Annotated in this window: 17 protein-coding genes; 6 read left to right on the forward strand and 11 right to left on the reverse strand. The window is 34.8% G+C overall.

Annotated elements, in window-relative coordinates:
* Window positions 1–63: 63 nt before the first annotated feature.
* The 4 genes from MMB68_RS21845 to MMB68_RS21860 form a co-directional block, all read right to left on the reverse strand.
* Complete coding sequence (locus MMB68_RS21845; protein WP_221782446.1) at window positions 64–354, reverse strand: spore coat protein; 291 nt, start codon at window positions 352–354, stop codon at window positions 64–66.
* A gap of 17 nt (window positions 355–371) precedes the next feature.
* A complete protein-coding gene (locus MMB68_RS21850) occupies window positions 372–569 on the reverse strand; it encodes a spore coat protein (RefSeq protein ID WP_221782445.1) in 198 nt (65 codons plus the stop codon).
* A gap of 548 nt (window positions 570–1,117) precedes the next feature.
* Window positions 1,118–1,891, reverse strand: coding sequence for a TerC family protein (locus MMB68_RS21855; RefSeq protein WP_221782443.1), 774 nt, complete (start codon window positions 1,889–1,891; stop codon window positions 1,118–1,120).
* 333 nt (window positions 1,892–2,224) lie between these two features.
* Window positions 2,225–2,845 carry a TetR/AcrR family transcriptional regulator gene (locus tag MMB68_RS21860; RefSeq protein WP_221782441.1) on the reverse strand — a complete coding sequence of 207 codons (621 nt, stop codon included), beginning with the start codon at window positions 2,843–2,845 and terminating at the stop codon, window positions 2,225–2,227.
* A 135-nt stretch (window positions 2,846–2,980) separates the two neighbouring features.
* Here MMB68_RS21860 and MMB68_RS21865 point away from each other — a divergent pair, with 135 nt between their 5' ends.
* Window positions 2,981–5,203: an MMPL family transporter gene (locus tag MMB68_RS21865; RefSeq protein WP_269870988.1), complete on the forward strand. Its 2,223-nt coding sequence runs from the start codon at window positions 2,981–2,983 to the stop codon at window positions 5,201–5,203.
* Between the two features lie 436 nt (window positions 5,204–5,639).
* Here the strand turns inward: MMB68_RS21865 and MMB68_RS21870 are convergent, their stop codons facing one another.
* Together MMB68_RS21870 and MMB68_RS21875 are read right to left on the reverse strand one after the other, a co-directional pair.
* Complete coding sequence (locus MMB68_RS21870; RefSeq protein ID WP_221782437.1) at window positions 5,640–6,344, reverse strand: hypothetical protein; 705 nt, start codon at window positions 6,342–6,344, stop codon at window positions 5,640–5,642.
* A 135-nt stretch (window positions 6,345–6,479) separates the two neighbouring features.
* Entirely contained in the window at window positions 6,480–6,644 is a 165-nt protein-coding gene (locus MMB68_RS21875) for a hypothetical protein (protein ID WP_221782435.1), read from the reverse strand.
* 699 nt (window positions 6,645–7,343) lie between these two features.
* Here MMB68_RS21875 and MMB68_RS21880 point away from each other — a divergent pair.
* Window positions 7,344–7,565 carry a hypothetical protein gene (locus MMB68_RS21880; RefSeq protein ID WP_221782433.1) on the forward strand — a complete coding sequence of 74 codons (222 nt, stop codon included), beginning with the start codon at window positions 7,344–7,346 and terminating at the stop codon, window positions 7,563–7,565.
* Window positions 7,566–7,656: 91 nt separating this feature from the next.
* On the opposite strand, the gene MMB68_RS27565 is transcribed toward MMB68_RS21880, so the two are convergent.
* Complete coding sequence (locus MMB68_RS27565) at window positions 7,657–7,983, reverse strand: NDxxF motif lipoprotein (RefSeq protein ID WP_221783405.1); 327 nt, start codon at window positions 7,981–7,983, stop codon at window positions 7,657–7,659.
* 353 nt (window positions 7,984–8,336) lie between these two features.
* On the opposite strand from MMB68_RS27565, the gene MMB68_RS21885 reads away from it, so the two are divergent.
* Window positions 8,337–9,230 (forward strand): AraC family transcriptional regulator, encoded by an 894-nt coding sequence (locus MMB68_RS21885; RefSeq protein ID WP_221782431.1) that lies wholly within the window; start codon window positions 8,337–8,339, stop codon window positions 9,228–9,230.
* 260 nt (window positions 9,231–9,490) lie between these two features.
* Here the strand turns inward: MMB68_RS21885 and MMB68_RS21890 are convergent, their stop codons facing one another.
* Window positions 9,491–9,646 carry a hypothetical protein gene (locus MMB68_RS21890; RefSeq protein WP_221782429.1) on the reverse strand — a complete coding sequence of 52 codons (156 nt, stop codon included), beginning with the start codon at window positions 9,644–9,646 and terminating at the stop codon, window positions 9,491–9,493.
* A gap of 106 nt (window positions 9,647–9,752) precedes the next feature.
* On the opposite strand from MMB68_RS21890, the gene MMB68_RS21895 reads away from it, so the two are divergent.
* The 3 genes from MMB68_RS21895 to MMB68_RS21905 are packed head-to-tail and all read left to right on the forward strand — an operon-like array spanning window position 9,753 to window position 13,603.
* Complete coding sequence (locus MMB68_RS21895; protein ID WP_221782427.1) at window positions 9,753–11,255, forward strand: spore germination protein; 1,503 nt, start codon at window positions 9,753–9,755, stop codon at window positions 11,253–11,255.
* 31 nt (window positions 11,256–11,286) lie between these two features.
* Window positions 11,287–12,480, forward strand: coding sequence for a Ger(x)C family spore germination protein (locus tag MMB68_RS21900; protein ID WP_221782425.1), 1,194 nt, complete (start codon window positions 11,287–11,289; stop codon window positions 12,478–12,480).
* Window positions 12,481–12,499: 19 nt separating this feature from the next.
* Entirely contained in the window at window positions 12,500–13,603 is a 1,104-nt protein-coding gene (locus MMB68_RS21905) for a GerAB/ArcD/ProY family transporter (RefSeq protein WP_221782423.1), read from the forward strand.
* Window positions 13,604–13,612: 9 nt separating this feature from the next.
* Here the strand turns inward: MMB68_RS21905 and MMB68_RS27570 are convergent, their stop codons facing one another.
* From MMB68_RS27570 to MMB68_RS21915, 3 genes are all read right to left on the reverse strand, one after another.
* A complete protein-coding gene (locus MMB68_RS27570; RefSeq protein ID WP_481861876.1) occupies window positions 13,613–13,825 on the reverse strand; it encodes a YczF family membrane protein in 213 nt (70 codons plus the stop codon).
* 704 nt (window positions 13,826–14,529) lie between these two features.
* Window positions 14,530–14,652: a hypothetical protein gene (locus MMB68_RS21910; RefSeq protein WP_260506589.1), complete on the reverse strand. Its 123-nt coding sequence runs from the start codon at window positions 14,650–14,652 to the stop codon at window positions 14,530–14,532.
* Between the two features lie 303 nt (window positions 14,653–14,955).
* Window positions 14,956–15,654 (reverse strand): polysaccharide deacetylase family protein, encoded by a 699-nt coding sequence (locus MMB68_RS21915; RefSeq protein WP_221782421.1) that lies wholly within the window; start codon window positions 15,652–15,654, stop codon window positions 14,956–14,958.
* Between the last annotated feature and the right edge of the window lies 1 nt (window position 15,655).

Genomic DNA, 15,655 nt, shown 5'->3' on the forward strand with positions numbered 1-15,655 from the left:
AAAGAGAACTTTTTATGTAACCTTAAAAAAATTCCCCCTCTATTGTCAGAGGGGGAATTTTAGTTAACCTTTCGCTAAATCTAACGCTTTATCTGCCTTTTTTAAATCGTGATTTACTTGTTCTTCTACATCATAGGCGTGATACATTTCATTATCAATCATATATTGAGCAATCCTTTCATGAAGCTCGATGGTTTCATCTAATTGCTTTTTTAATACCTTTCGAACTTCGGGCGTCGCTGTTTCCGTAAGCGCTACAGCATATGTTCGTACACCACTCTTAGCTGATAATAATAAATCAGTCGCAATAGCAAGATCATCTAACGTTTTAGTAAGAGTACTTTTAGTGGCCATTTTTCTACCCCTCCTATTTATTGAGCTTTCTTTAAGATTTTTTTCAATTCTTTAATCGCTTCAGTAGATGTTTGAACATCTTCTTCAAGAATCTTTTTTAATTCCTCATCCTCTACCAATCCCAACATCGCTGTTCCTTTTGTTACACATGATGTTTTAAGCGTTAAGATTTCATGAACTTCTAGCGTTTCGTGCATAGCTAGTCCCTTTGCCATGTTTGCATCCTCCTTGTCATTTTTTTGACTTGTGAATTATATTCCCAAATCATTTCCATTTAAACAAGTATTGATTATTTTTTTGGAATTTTAGAAAAATAAACTGGGATATTAAAACTAGCAAAAATAATCACCTATCTTTTGCAATTGACCTTCGGTTTTATTGGAGAATAAATCCCTTTAGGTGTAATATGTAACCCTTCAATGAACCTTAAATTGTAAGTCTTTCTAGACCTTTTTAATCGTTTAAAATTGGGTAATACATTTTGTAAAAAGGTGTGATTTTCTTAATTTCCTGCTTTACTGATTATCGTAAAAGAAACAAAAATAATAAATAGAATAACCAGGTTCGTTTGCGCAACCATTTCAATTAAAAAGTGCGTTAATCTGGCTTGGATTAACGCACTTGATAGTGACACTTGAATCAACAAAACTCACTTTTCTATAAAATCTAAACATGCTTTTAAATATTAAAGCGAGGATCAGTTTGGAAGGAAAGAGTAAGGTTAATTGATGAATTCAGGGTGATTATCACACTCGATTACCTTCTAGACCGATGATTTTTCTGATGACTTATTGCCCGGTGCAAACCAACCTAATAGAGCAATACCAACTAATACTCCATAGAAAATTAGAGTCCAGATAGTGCTATGAGGAAAATGAGGATCTAAGATACCAATATCTTTATGCGCAAAAGTAATAACAGCAAGTTTCACCCCTACCCAGGCAACAATGGCGTATGCTGTCGTTTCCAAGGCAGGTCGCTTTTCAAGGAGTTTTACAAACCAGGTCGCTGCAAACTTGATTAAGATAAGACCTGCAATCCCTCCAAGAACTACAACTGCAAACTGCCCTCCGTCCATACCACCGATTTCTCCAAACTGTGAATCCGGAAGTCCAAGTGCTATAGCAACCGCAGCTAAAATAGAATCAATGGCAAAAGCTAGGTCGGCTAACGCAATTTTGCCCACCGTCGGCCAGAATCCTTTTCCAGCAGACTCCTTTTCATCATCATTATGAATATTCTCATTGTGTTTCCCAAACCGTGCCTTAATGACATGCTTTAAACCTAAATAAAGAAGATAAGCTGCTCCTATCGCCTGTATCCACCAGACGTTGGCGATAAATGAAATGGCAAAAAGAGCTCCAAATCGAAAAATAAACGCCATAAGAATTCCGTAATTAATCGCTCTTTTCTTCTGATCCTCGGGTAAATGTTTAGCTATAACTGCTAGTACAAGAGCATTATCAGCTGATAATAATCCTTCTAACCCGATTAGAATCAATAATGCCCATACGTATTCGAGCCAAATAGATTCCATCCATTTTTCTCCTTTCCAAAATGTAAGCTGTTATGCTAAAGGTTTTGTTTACAATAGAATAACCATATATGCTGCAGTAAACTCTAAAAGATGAGATTTTCATTTTTTTAACACTAATCAACGGTTGAACAACTTTTAGAATAAACATAATTATGAATTCCAGTATGTGAGTAAATAGTTTATGTCAACATACTTACATAGGTTAGAAAGTCACCATATTATTATTATTATGCCCTTCCCCTTTTCTCAAGAAGTACCTGTGAACGATAAAAAAACCGGCTGTAACATATTAACCAATATGTTACAGCCGGTTTTTATAGTGGAATAAGAAAATTAATTAGGACTAATCCCTACCCAAAAAAGGTCCACTAGAGCCTGAGCCGTTTTTTCAGGGCCTCCTAATTCTGTAATTAATTCTTTTTTGTTCCGAATCATTGTTACCGTGGAAAATGTATGCGCAAGCAATCTGGGACTTGCTACGACGATCTCTCCGCTGTTTGCAGCTTGCTTGAATACGTTCTCTAATGCCTCATGTATCGCTTTCTCCGCTTCACGAATTTCATGAATATGACCTTCTGTAAGCGAAGAAGTCGCTTCTTGCAATAATGTTTCAAAATCAATATGCGGTCTTTTTAAATGATCTAATGTTACCTCATATAATCTGTGTTTCAGCCCATTGGAATTTTGTAATAATTTCTCCGTCTGTTTTGTGATACGTTGGAACATACTTGATACCGAAACGGTAAACAAAGTTGCCTTATTTTTAAAATAGTAGTAAACGCTGGCCTTGGTCACATCGCTTGCTTCAGCCACTTGCTCCATTGAAACTTTTTCGTATCCATATGCCATAAAGAGATGGGCAGCTGTTTTTAAAATTTGCTCTCTTGTTATATTATTTTCAGTTGTTATTTTAGGTCTGCCAGGCTTTTTTTTCGGCGTCTGATTCGCATTCATAAGGGCCCTCCTTCTAGTTCAAGAAATTGGCACATTTAAACTAGTTGATTAATTAACCTTCTGGTATATATAATTATTGAAGGTTCTATATATATTGTAATAGAAACAAACAGATTTGGAAATGAGGGAGAATTAATGAAAGAATCACCTTTAGCAACATTCAGTCGATTGATGACTGGAAAAGTGAGTCGTTGGGTTGTTATTGCAGTATGGATTCTGGCAACTGCAGTTCTAACAATTGCTTGGCCTGCCGTTAATAAAACGGAAGTGAACAATGCACCAAACTTAAGTGAGAATTCACCTTCCGTAGAGGCTGAAAATCTCATAAAGAAAGAATTCCCTAACTCTTCAGGGGTTCCTGCCCTGCTTACATGGCATAAAGATTCAGGTTTGAATACCGATGACTTAAAATCTATTCAGCAAGTGGCGGCAGATTTAGAAAAGAAACCATTAGAAGAACAAACGTCTACTCCGCCTTTGCACAAATTACCGTTAGCAGCTTTACAAAAAATGATTTCGAAGGACGGTACAACGCTTGTACAGCCCATTTTCTTTAAAGAAAACGTTGAAACGGATGTACTAGAAAAAAATCTAGACACGATTAAAAAACAAGTAAAAGAACAGGTTTCATATGATTCTTTTGCTACAGATATCGATGCAAAAGATAAGCTAAGCACGCGTGTTACGGGACCTGTAGGAATTCAAGTAGATGCAACTAGCTTATTTGAAGGAGCAGACGTTTCCTTACTAATCGCGACAGTTTTATTAGTCTTAATTTTACTTCTTGTAATTTATCGTTCCCCAATTTTAGCGATTATTCCTTTAATCGGTGTAGGTTTTGCCTATGGGGTTCTGAGTCCGATTCTCGGTATTTTGGCAGATAAAGAATGGATTACGGTTGACTCGCAGTCCATATCCATTATGACGGTCTTGCTATTTGGAGCAGGAACAGACTATTGTTTATTTTTAATTTCTCATTATCGCGATGAGCTTCGCAAAGTAAGAGATAAGAGACAAGCACTTATTAACGCCTTTAAAGGTGCTTCAGGTGCTATAGCTATGAGTGGGTTTACAGTTGTCATCTCTCTTCTGGCCTTGATTGTAGCAAAATACGGTGCTTACCACCGTTTTGCAATCCCTTTTAGCTTATCTATTCTAGTTATGGGATTAGCAAGTTTAACACTTATTCCCGCCCTGCTTTCGGTTATGGGAAGAGGTTCTTTTTATCCTTTCGTTCCTCGTACTCCTGAAATGGAAGAGGAATTGGCGAAAAAGAAAGGAAAACCGGTGCGTGACCGAAAAGAGAAAAACCGTTTCGGGAATTGGATTGGTAATGTGGTCACGACTAAACCATGGACAATCATTGTAGCTTGTCTAGTCTTTTTTGGAGCTTTGTCCATTTACTCAAGTCAAATCAAGTACACATATGATTTATTGTCTTCTTTCCCTGAAGATATGCCTTCTCGCGAAGGATTTACGATTATCTCTGATGCTTACTCTCCTGGTGAACTAGCACCGGCACAAGTAGTCATTGATACGGAAGGAAAATCGGTTGACCTTGAAAAAGTATTAAAGGAAAATCACCTTATTAGTACCGTTTCTGCACCTCAAAGTGGTACAAATAATGAGGATTTAAAAGTATATGACGTCACGTTTAATGTGAATCCATATAGTATAGAAGCAATGAAAGCTATTCCAGACTTGAGAGATGCAGCTGAAAAGGCACTGTCACAGTCCGGAGTTTCCGCTGTCAAATCCAAAGTATGGATCGGCGGTCAAACAGCAACACAGTATGACACAATGACCACGAGTGATAAAGACGACAGTATTATTGTCCCATTAATTATTATTTTTATATCGCTCCTGCTATTGGCTTACTTGCGTTCCATTGTAGCCATGCTTTACTTGGTCGGAACGGTTATCTTGTCCTACAGTGCAGCCTTAGGGTTAGGCTGGCTCATTATCCATAATATTATGGGGGCAGATGCTATTCAAGGAGCAATTCCTTTATACGCATTTGTATTCTTAGTGGCGCTTGGTGAGGATTATAATATCTTTATGATCTCAAGCATCTGGCAGAAAAAGAAGCACATGCCGTTAAAGCAAGCAATTAAAGAAGGGGTAAGTGAAACAAGTGGTGTTATTACATCAGCTGGAATCATTTTAGCTGCTACTTTCGCGGTTCTAGCAACACTGCCGATTCAAGTTCTCGTTCAGTTCGGAATTATTACAGCTTTAGGTGTTCTGTTAGATACATTTGTCGTAAGACCATTCCTTGTACCTGCGATCACTACGGTTTTAGGAAGATTTGCTTTCTGGCCAGGTAAAGTTAAAATGGTATCAGAAAAAGAGCGATAAGTATTCAAACAGAGATGTTTTATAATTGATTTACTATATAGGTTCTATGGATGTAAAAATAAGAAAATGGCAAATATCAGGAAAAAGAAATCATAATTGCCTTTTAAGCAATTATGATTTCAAATAAAACTCGATCCAGTCGACATAATGTCTCCTCTGGGAACCAAACAATCCAACCAGCCCATGGCTAATACTAGGGCTGGTTGGATTTATACATTTATGGTATATAAAATATGGTATATAAAGTTCTTTATACATCGTTTGTTTATCAAAATTTTGAATTTTTTTAAATTATACATACCTCATAAAAAGTGAGCCGTTCATACACGAGAATTCCTAGCATTTTATCATACATAACTAGAAATTCATTTTGTTTTTTTAGCAAAATAAAATGAATTTCTTTCTTCTCTCAACGGAAAGTTTCTATAATATGTAGTCATTCATTTACCATCATATACGTTTCTCCATGTTGTACTGCTTTGCTAATGTAAATATCACTTGCTTCTTTTTCGGCAATATCAAATTGTAAAGCAGCAGCTTTCAATACCTTCGGATCATCTACCTCTGGTATGTAATTCTGACCAGCGTTTGTCATTTGATTAAATTTATTTTCCATATACTCATAGACAGCATCCTCAAAACTAAGAACATCTTCATTCTCGTTATAGTCAGGGCCTTTATAATAGGTCAAGTCATCCCTTTTATATTTCACTTCACCGTATACTAAAACTTCATCCCTATCATGGCTATCTATTTTCATAGAATATGGGTCTTGGTTGGTTGATGTAGCTGAAACTACTTTTAGAGTACCAAAATCACAATCTTTTCTTCCACAATAGTCACTTATATCACTGTCAATATCCTGCACAGTTCTAGAAAGGATATTGAGGATACCCAACGGATTATTGTCATAAAATGCGCTATTTACCTTTGCTTTGACATTAATTTCATACTTATCGTCGTCTTCCTTATAAGAGTATGAAATACTTTCAGAGCCATTTGCTAAATAATTAGCTAACTTTGAATTTTCAATAGAGTGATCTGAATCCATTTTAATTAAATCAAGCTCTGGAGTAGAAGAACAGCCATTAAGAAATAGAGCGAGACACGGAACAACTATGTAAATCAATGTTTTTTTCACTATATCCTCCATATATTTTATAAAAGTAAACGAAAAAGCTCCCTTATAGAACCTTCTTACCATTTTAAACAATTTATTTCTCCTATTTTATGTATAATTCCAATTAAAAAAAGCTCCCCAAACTTCCACAAGAGCTTAATAATTTAATATAAATTCATCTTCTTCGTCGAATTCTGAAACTCCCTTTTGAATTGCCGGTACCTGATTCACAGGCGAGGAACTTGAGTAAATAGCAGCAGCTAAAGTAATCAGTGACGAACAAACGACAACCCATCCCCCATAATATAAGGCTTTCTTCATAGTATTTCCTCCGTATAATTTTCTTTTATTAAATACATTATATATCCAATCTAAGGATAAATAAACAAATATATATATAAATGGAACATAGCCATCTCCACAAGCATGAAAACCCACAATGGAAATTGATTTTGGTGAGATTGGAATTAAACGTTCTTTAGAAAAAGCTGACTTGTTGCTCTCACCCAATCTCTAATTTACAAAGGCCAATAAGTCAAACATGTAGGGTCTCCCTTACTTGGCATATTTACTAATAGAAAGAATAATTTCGATTTACAGAAATTTGGTTAATAAGCAAAAAATCTTTATTGCTAAACCTTTATAATAGCTAAAAAAAGGGTAATACACTTTATCAAAAGGCGTGATTTTATTAACTTTTTACGTATTGCCATAACAGCTGTTCTTCTCTCTTTCGTTGGTGTGATCTTCAGAGTAATTTACGACCGATTAACTGGAGAAAAAGATGTATAAATATAAAGTCTCATCGGTCTTTTTATTTGCTTTTTTATTGGAATTTTTTTAATTTACTATTTTAATAATTATCGTAAAAGGAAAAAAACTAATTAATTCACTAGTTTGCAAACGAAGTGCTCGATGTAAATTTTAATAATCTAGAATGGCTTTTCGTACAACGTTCATAAAAACAGCTATTTAGGTTAAATTATTACTTAAGAAACGTATACTACTGGAGGTCGTAATTTGTTAATAGGTGAGATTGTTCAAAAGCTAAATAATGGTGCTACTTGTGGAGATATTGTTTCTTCCATCAAAATTAGTGAAGATATATTGAGAAATGATGTAAAGAAATTCGGACTTCACTATGATAATAAAAAAAGCAATCTGGTATTTACAGGATACGAATCTGAGTATGAGAATACGCTTCGTACTTGTTACTCTGATATTAAGAAACTTTCTACTTAACATTTCTGAGTTAAAATGATATAGCTTCTGTTAAGTATGATCCCCCATCATAAAAGCGCGAGCTGAATTCAGTCCACGCTTTTAACTCTCTTCATTTCAGTTCTCTTTCTGTTTCAGAAAAATCTCCTTTACTCATATGCTCAACCATGTCATCGATTGCTTGATCCAGTTCATCCAAAATTTGATTGGAACCCATAATATAGCGGCTAATTCTCTTTGAATCTTTTTTATATCCTTCTGGTAAAGTATTGTGAGATATATAGCTAGAAAAGTTATGATCATTTTCTTTGACCAAGTCTTTTAATTGTTCGAATTTTTTCGCTTCAGCTTCATTTAATTTTTCATCGGAATCTATAGTTCCTTCAAATTGATCCCTAATGTTGGATAAATCCTCGCTAGTATCTAAGTATGTCTTTATACTTTTTTCATTTCTTTTTCATCAATTAGGTCATTATTTTTCGATGAACTAAATATGGAAGTTGGTAATACAATTTTTTCACTAGCTGCTTTTGTACTTTCCTGATAAGAACAAGCACCTAATAAAAAGATAGTTATTAAGCTAAAACAAATTTTCTTCAATTCAAGCGCTCTCTTTAACAATATATTTGTACCATTAATTTACATAAGGAATTTTAATATTAAAATTCCCTTAGGACTATACATCTAGAGGCGTATATCACAAAATAATCTTCAACTAAATAAATGTAGCAAAAAATGTTAAGAACAAAGAATTGTTTGCTGTTATAGTGAACGTAAGGTAGGTGAATGCAAATGAATTATGTAACTTGTATACAGCGAACGCTAGATTACATTGAGGAGAATTTGGAGACACAAATTACTTTAGAAAAGTTAGCAGAAATTGCTTGTTTTTCTCCTTTTCATTATCACCGGGTCTTCCAAGCAATGGTGGGAGAATCTGTGATGGATTATGTGAGAAAAAGAAGGCTTACACGCGCAGCAGAACGCTTATTCTTCACAGATGAAAAAGTGATTGATATTGCACTTGATGTTGGCTTCCACTATCAAGAATCATTTAACAGAGCGTTCAAAAAAATTTATAATGTTTCACCGAAACAATACCGTAATGCACCAACAATATCTGGACCTCTACGGGGAAAAGCCTACCTAAATACCACACTTTTGTCAGGAGGAAATAAGATGGAACCAAAACTAGTCACTAAACCTGCTTTTTATGTCATTGGATATGAGCTAAAAACAAAGAACGAAGGTGGCCAGAATAACAAAGACATTCCTGAATTTTGGCAACAGTACATGCAAAATGGCTTGGGCTCTAAAATACCAAATCCCATAAACGAAAACGCGGAGCTTGGCATTTGCACTGATTTTAATCCTGAAACGGGTGAGTTTGTTTATGTAATTGGCATGGAAGTAGAGAAAGACACTCCAGCACCCGAAGGAACAGTTTACAGAAGCTTCCCTGAACTAGAATATGCTGTATTTACTACACCAAAATCAGATGAAGAATCCTTTACTTCTTCTATTCAGTCCACATGGAATTATGTTTTTACAGAATGGTTCCCAAAATCAGGGTATGAGCACTACGGATCAATGGAATTTGAACTATATGACAAAAGATGCTATGGCTCAGAAAACAAAGAAATTGATATCTACATTCCTGTGAAAAAACAGAGCGTTAAGGCATGAAAGAGAGCGCTCTTTTGATTAGTAGAGAGGTAGTGTAAGTAGAAATTCATTTACAATATTGGAGATATTCCTGTACAAAAGCCCAATCTCTAAGCATTAAATTTAAGAGAGGGCTTTTTGTTATTTCGTGTTGGGAATTTTGGAATCAATCAATGTGAATATTCACTTCATTTTTAATTATCATAATGTACGATATCGGCCATAAAAACATCAGATATACAGAGAAATGTAAGGTACTTTTCTCTCCAATTCCTTCACTCTTAAAACAATGTCTGCTGATCTGTCACTGGATATAAAGTAATACCAGCTAAACCGCTTTGATTTTCATCTAAAAACTCTAAAGAATCCTCAGCTTTATTTTGACGTTCAACTAATGCGACAAAATAGAAAACAAAGTTAGATACATTTCCTATCATTTTATTTTATGTATCTTCCTTACGTGCATATTTTTTACATTTTATAGGAATGATAACGTTACTCGTTGTATAAACAAATATTCACTCATATAAAAGGTGGTAAAAAGTGCGACAAAGACATCTTCTAAAAAAATCTAAGGAAAAAAAGACAACAGATTGTTCAGCAACTCCCTTATATGATGATGTAAATAAAAATATAGAGAGGCTCTTGAACGAATTAGGAAATAGTTCCGATGTGTCATCTCGAATAGTTGAGTCTCCGTATCAGAAAACGTTAAAAGTAGCCGTTATTCATCTTGACGGATTAGCTGATGAAAACATTATAAATGAAAACATTGTAGATCCTTTAATTCAGTGGCTTAAAGAAAGTGATCAAGCGATAACCTTTACAGAGATAGAAGAACGAATCCATCAGATTTTAACTGTATCACAATTAACGATAAAAGAGAGTTGGAATGAATTCATGTCAGCAGTTTTAGCTGGAGATACAGTAGTACTGCTGAATGGAAGTTCTAAAGCATTTGTTGCTAGTACAAAAAAACTCCAGTCCCGCACAGTAACGGAACCAACAAGTCAAACGGTTGTTAGAGGACCAAAAGATAGTTTCACAGAAAATTTAAGGACTAATACTTCTTTAATTCGAGCTAGGGTTCAGAGTCCTAATTTGCGCTTAGATAGCATGAAAATCGGAAATGTAACCCAAACGGATATAGGAATTATGTACATTCAGGGAATTGCAGATGAAAGCATTGTGCAGGAAATCAAAAAAAGGTTAAAGGATATTGATATAGATGGTGTCCTTGAATCAAGCTATATTGAAGAATTTATTCAAGATGATCGAACGACTATTTTTCCCCTTCTATTAAATACGGAACGGCCTGATGGCGTTGTAGGGAATTTATTGGAGGGACGAATTGCCATCATCATTCAAGGAACACCTTTTGTGTTAATCGCGCCTGCTGTTTTCTCTCAGTTCTTTCAGTCTCCAGAGGACTATTATCAAAACTACTATATTAGTTCTTTTTTGAGATTATTAAGATTTGGGGCTTTTTTTCTTTCCATGTATGCATCAGCTATTTATTTAGCATTAATTACACACCACCAAGGGCTTATTCCAACCACCTTAATGGTGAGCTTAATGGCTCAACGAGAAAAAGTTCCTTTCCCCGCAATTATAGAAATGTTAGTAATGGAACTAGCATTTGAGATGTTACGAGAAGCTGGAATTCGAATGCCTAGAGCAATTGGCCCAGCTGTATCCATTGTAGGGGCACTTATTCTAGGACAAGCAGCTGTAGAAGCAGGTTTTGTATCAGCAGCCGTAGTTATCATTGTTGCTATTTCTGCTATTAGCAGTTTTACACTCCCTACTACTAGTATGGTCAATGCAGCTCGCGGTTTTCGGTTTATCTTAATTATAATCTCAGCATTTATTGGTTTGTATGGAATTTTGCTTATGACCTTATGTATATGGCTTCATATGAGCAGCCTAAGGTCTTTCGGCATACCCTACTTTGCTCCTTTTGCTCCTTTTCGTTTTAAAAAGCAAAAGGATGGTTTGTTTCGTTTCCCTTTACCATTGCTTTTCAAAAAACAGCAAAATAAATAAAACTTGCATAAAGACAAATGAGGATAAAAAAATGAACACTAACCTTTCACTTTTATGGATCACAGCCATTTGTTTATTGTTTTCTGGTTGTTCAAACTATCGAGAATTAAACCAAATAGGCGTTATTATAGGAATGGGAATTGATCAAAATGACAGCTCGGAACAACCTTATAAAGTAACATATCAAGTCATTAATCCAAGTGGTCTATCACAAGGCAGTTCTTCAGGGGGGCAGGGTCTCCCTGTTATCAACTACACGGTAACTGCCCAAACGCTAGTTGAGGCATTAAAAAAAGCCTCGGTTGTCATTCCGAGAGAACACGTTACTTCACACCTTTCCCTTATTATTTTCGGTGAAAAGTTAGCAAGAAATGGCCTTGCCCTATCACTTGATGCTTTAGATAGAGGCAAACAAGCACGTACTAGTATTCCAATTTTTATTGCACGTGGTGGAACTGCTGAGAATTTGCTTGGTGTGATTGAACCTTTTGAGGTTACCCCGGTCAAAAGTATTCTTAGTACAAGCCAAAATAACCAAAAAATGTACGGAATAGTTAGTAATGTACAGGCATATGAAGTCATTTCCGCGCTTTCAAGTGAAGGTAAGGACCTATCTCTTCCTGGAATTAGTATTAATAAGGGTTCGAAGAACGAGAAGCAAGCAGGTAATTTAGAAAGGACGAACCCGAGTGCTATGCAGGTAAAGGGACTAGCTATGTTTAGAAAAGGAAAATTAGTGAGATGGCTGGATGAAGAAAAGGCTCGATCTGTTCAATTTGTTACATCTGAAGTGAAAAATACAGCTCTTGTGTTACCTCTTGGTGAAAAGGAGAATGCCACCGTCACGATGACTGGAGTAAAAAGCCAAATAAAAACAGAAATACGTCATGACCAGCCTATCGTTCATACAAATTTGAATGTAATGGGAGAAATAACGGAAACTTCATATGGTATAGATTTAAGCAACCCTAAGGTATTAAAAGAATTTGAAAAAAAAATACAAAGTGAACTAAAAAAACAAATTACAGAGACTATTTGCATCGCGCAAAAAGAAAAGACAGACATTTTCGGTTTTGGTGATAGCTTATCTCGAACCAACCCAAGTTATTGGCGTCACCATAAACAGAATTGGGATGACCTATTTTCAGATGCTAAGATATCGATAAAGGTCAACGCCAACATAGTAAATAGCGGAATGCGAACAAATACTTATGAGATAAAATAAATAAGGAGGTGAAAAGGCATTGAGTAAAATAAAAATTGATGGAATTCAATTATTTTGTATGATGTTTATATTTACATTAGGAAGTACATTACTTTTAGATATAGGAAAGGGTGCTAAGCAAGATGCATGGATGGTGCCTCTTTTGGCCACTGTTTTTGGATGCGTGTTATATTTAGTCTATATCTCCTTATATAAAAGATATCCTGATATGCCGTTGACTGGTTACATCCTTGAAATTTTCGGAAAATACATAGGCGGTATCATCAGTTTTTCCTATATTATTTATTTTGTTTATATTGCTTCCAGGGTATTACGAGACTTTGAAGAATTATTAATTAGCTCCTCTTACTATGGGACATCCATTATTACACTGGGTATATGCATGACCCTTGTTTTAATTTATAGCGTTTACTTAGGGGTAGAGGCGTTCGCACGAGTTGTATGTTTATGTTTTGTTATTATTTTGCTAACTCTTTTGATCCTGAATGTTTTGTATATATTAGGAGGCTATATAAAGTTGGAAAATCTTCAACCTGTATTAGCAAATGGATGGGGAAACATAGGAAAAGAGTTATATCCTCTTGGTATTACTGTCCCTTTTGGAGAATTGATTACTTTTACTATGATCCTTCCTTATTTAAATAAAAAGAGTCAGGCTACAAAAGTTGGCCTATCTGCCATCATAATAGGAGGGATTTTCTTAACTATTAATTCAATTGTTCTTTTGTGTGTACTGGGGCCAGATGTGGTACTAAGATCTTCTTTCCCAGCTCTTACAGCTGTGAGTTACATCAATATAGGTGGTTTTATTCAAAGGCTGGATACTTTAATTCTTATTCTAATGGTCATTTTAGGTTTCGTTAAAATAACCATCTATTTCTTTTGCGCTGTGATTGGTGCAACTGATTTATTTCGAATAAAGCCTTCTGTTACATACATTTATTTAATTGGCGGTGTTATTTTTTTCTCATCACTGATGATTGCTCCTAGCTACCAAGCTCATATAAATGAGGGCCTTAAAGTTGTTCCTTATTTGCTTCATATCCCCTTACATATAGGAATTCCCCTTTTATTGCTGATTACAGCGTTTATAAAACAAAAAATAAAGCCTTCCCTTTCATGACAAGGGAGGCTATTGTTTGTTTAAAAGAGTAAAGATACTAGAAAATAGGAACATTAAAATGAATAAAATGGTGAGAAAATAATCCTCCCCCCGAGCAGTTGTAAAATACTGTTTTATGTTATAAAGCGATTGAAACATATAGTTTCCCTGAAAAACGTCGATGAATACAATAAGAACATAAGCCCCCAGCAAAATGCATAAGGATGGAATTATTTTAGTCATTATATCAGCCTCACCTTTTTCTTTTAAATTGCGGTAAATAATATAAAAATATACAAGGCGTCCATGAGATTTAATAATATTTATTAAATGATGAAAAATAATTGATTTTCTGCAAAGTAATCTGTTATAAAAATTTAACGCAACAAGAATTGTGGACAATGATCTCCAAGGAGCTTTGTTCAATCTAATGCACGGTTCTATTTTTATAGACTCTTAAGAAATAGTACAAGCCAAGCAGAAGTAATCCTACATTTGTATAAACATAAAAGATAAATCCATACAAAAAGTTCTTTTGAGCCAATGAATCAAAAACATAATGCAAAGAGTGGTATAGCGCTACATAGATTAAACAAAGATACCAGAAAATATTTTCTTCTCTAGAATAAATCTCTCTTAGTAATAAAAGAATGATCCACCAAAACACAAGTATGGATAATGTACTGAGTAAGTTAATTGGGTAAGTTTTATAGTAAAAAGAATACGCGCTGCTATAAAATAAAAGCATCGATAGTAACAACATGAATAGTGGCTTTCTAGAGTGTTTATTGGTGATAAAAAAGTACAAGCCAACTAAAATGGCAATAAAAAAATAAATGTAATTCAACAAATTTCCCATCTTAAACCTCAAAATTTTTATAATTTAATACTATGACATTTAAGTTTCTAATAAAATCTTTTATGTATTGACTCAAAAACACAGCACTTTACGCTTCCTTGCCTTTTTTATATGTATAATACCTAAAGATAGCAATCCCAAAGGAAACTCCAAAAGCGGTTGAAAATGCTGTTAAAAGATCGAAATTAGAAGTAAACAGAATATTAATCATTAAGTTTCCTCCAAAGAAGATTAAAAAATATACAAAGAATTTCAAAATAACTTTTTTCAAGAACTACCCTACTTTCATAGATTTCGCTTAAATTGACTGCTGATTCAACATAGATTTTAAAAATCACGAAATTATAAATATAACCAATATATGATTATATTACCATATATTTTTACTGGCTATAAAAAAGAACCTCTTTAAAACAGAGGTTCTTTTTTTATAACAGACAAGATATTTAGTTACTGTAATAACAAGAATTAAAATTTCATTCGCAAGCTTTAATAAAGATAATCCTCTTACTACCTATAGCTTCTCTACCAATTCATCAACACGGACACAAGTGAATCCTTTTGTTTGCACTGTTTTTAATACATCTCTTAACGCATTAATTGTGTTTCTTGGAGCTTCAGATTCCGCCCCGAGCGTATCTCCGCAGTCGTGCAGCAAAATGACGTCCCCGCCTTTTATGTTGGCTAGGCGTTGTTTAATCTTTTCGCTTCCGCCAGAGGTTCGCCAATCTTCCGCCATGATTGACCATAGAATAATCTTATATTTACCTCTTCTAATAAAATCGAAAAGGTTGAGCATTCCCCAAGGCGGTCGATAATAAATAGGTGTGACTCCAGTGATAGATTTAATCACCTTGGCTGTATTCTTAAGTCCATTTCTAACTTTCCAAGGCGACATAAACCAGTTGGAGTGATGCACGTAGTTATGAATTCCGATTAAGTGGCCTTCATTATGCATACGCTGAATGAGTTCAGGGTACTTTTCTGCTTTAGTACCGACCACAAAAAAGGTTGCCTTCACCTCATTTTTCTTCAGTAAATCAAGAAGTATCGGCGTATAAATAGGATTCGGACCATCATCAAAGGTAAAAGCAATTTTAGATAAATCCCTTCCTCTTTTAACTACGTTCACTCCTAGACTACGTGATAGGAAATACGGAATAACGGTGTATAATAAAATTAAAAAAATAATAGCAGAAATCATGAACTCCATA

This window comes from Priestia sp. Y58 (assembly GCF_029522095.1).
Lineage (GTDB): Bacteria > Bacillota > Bacilli > Bacillales > Bacillaceae_H > Priestia > Priestia megaterium_E.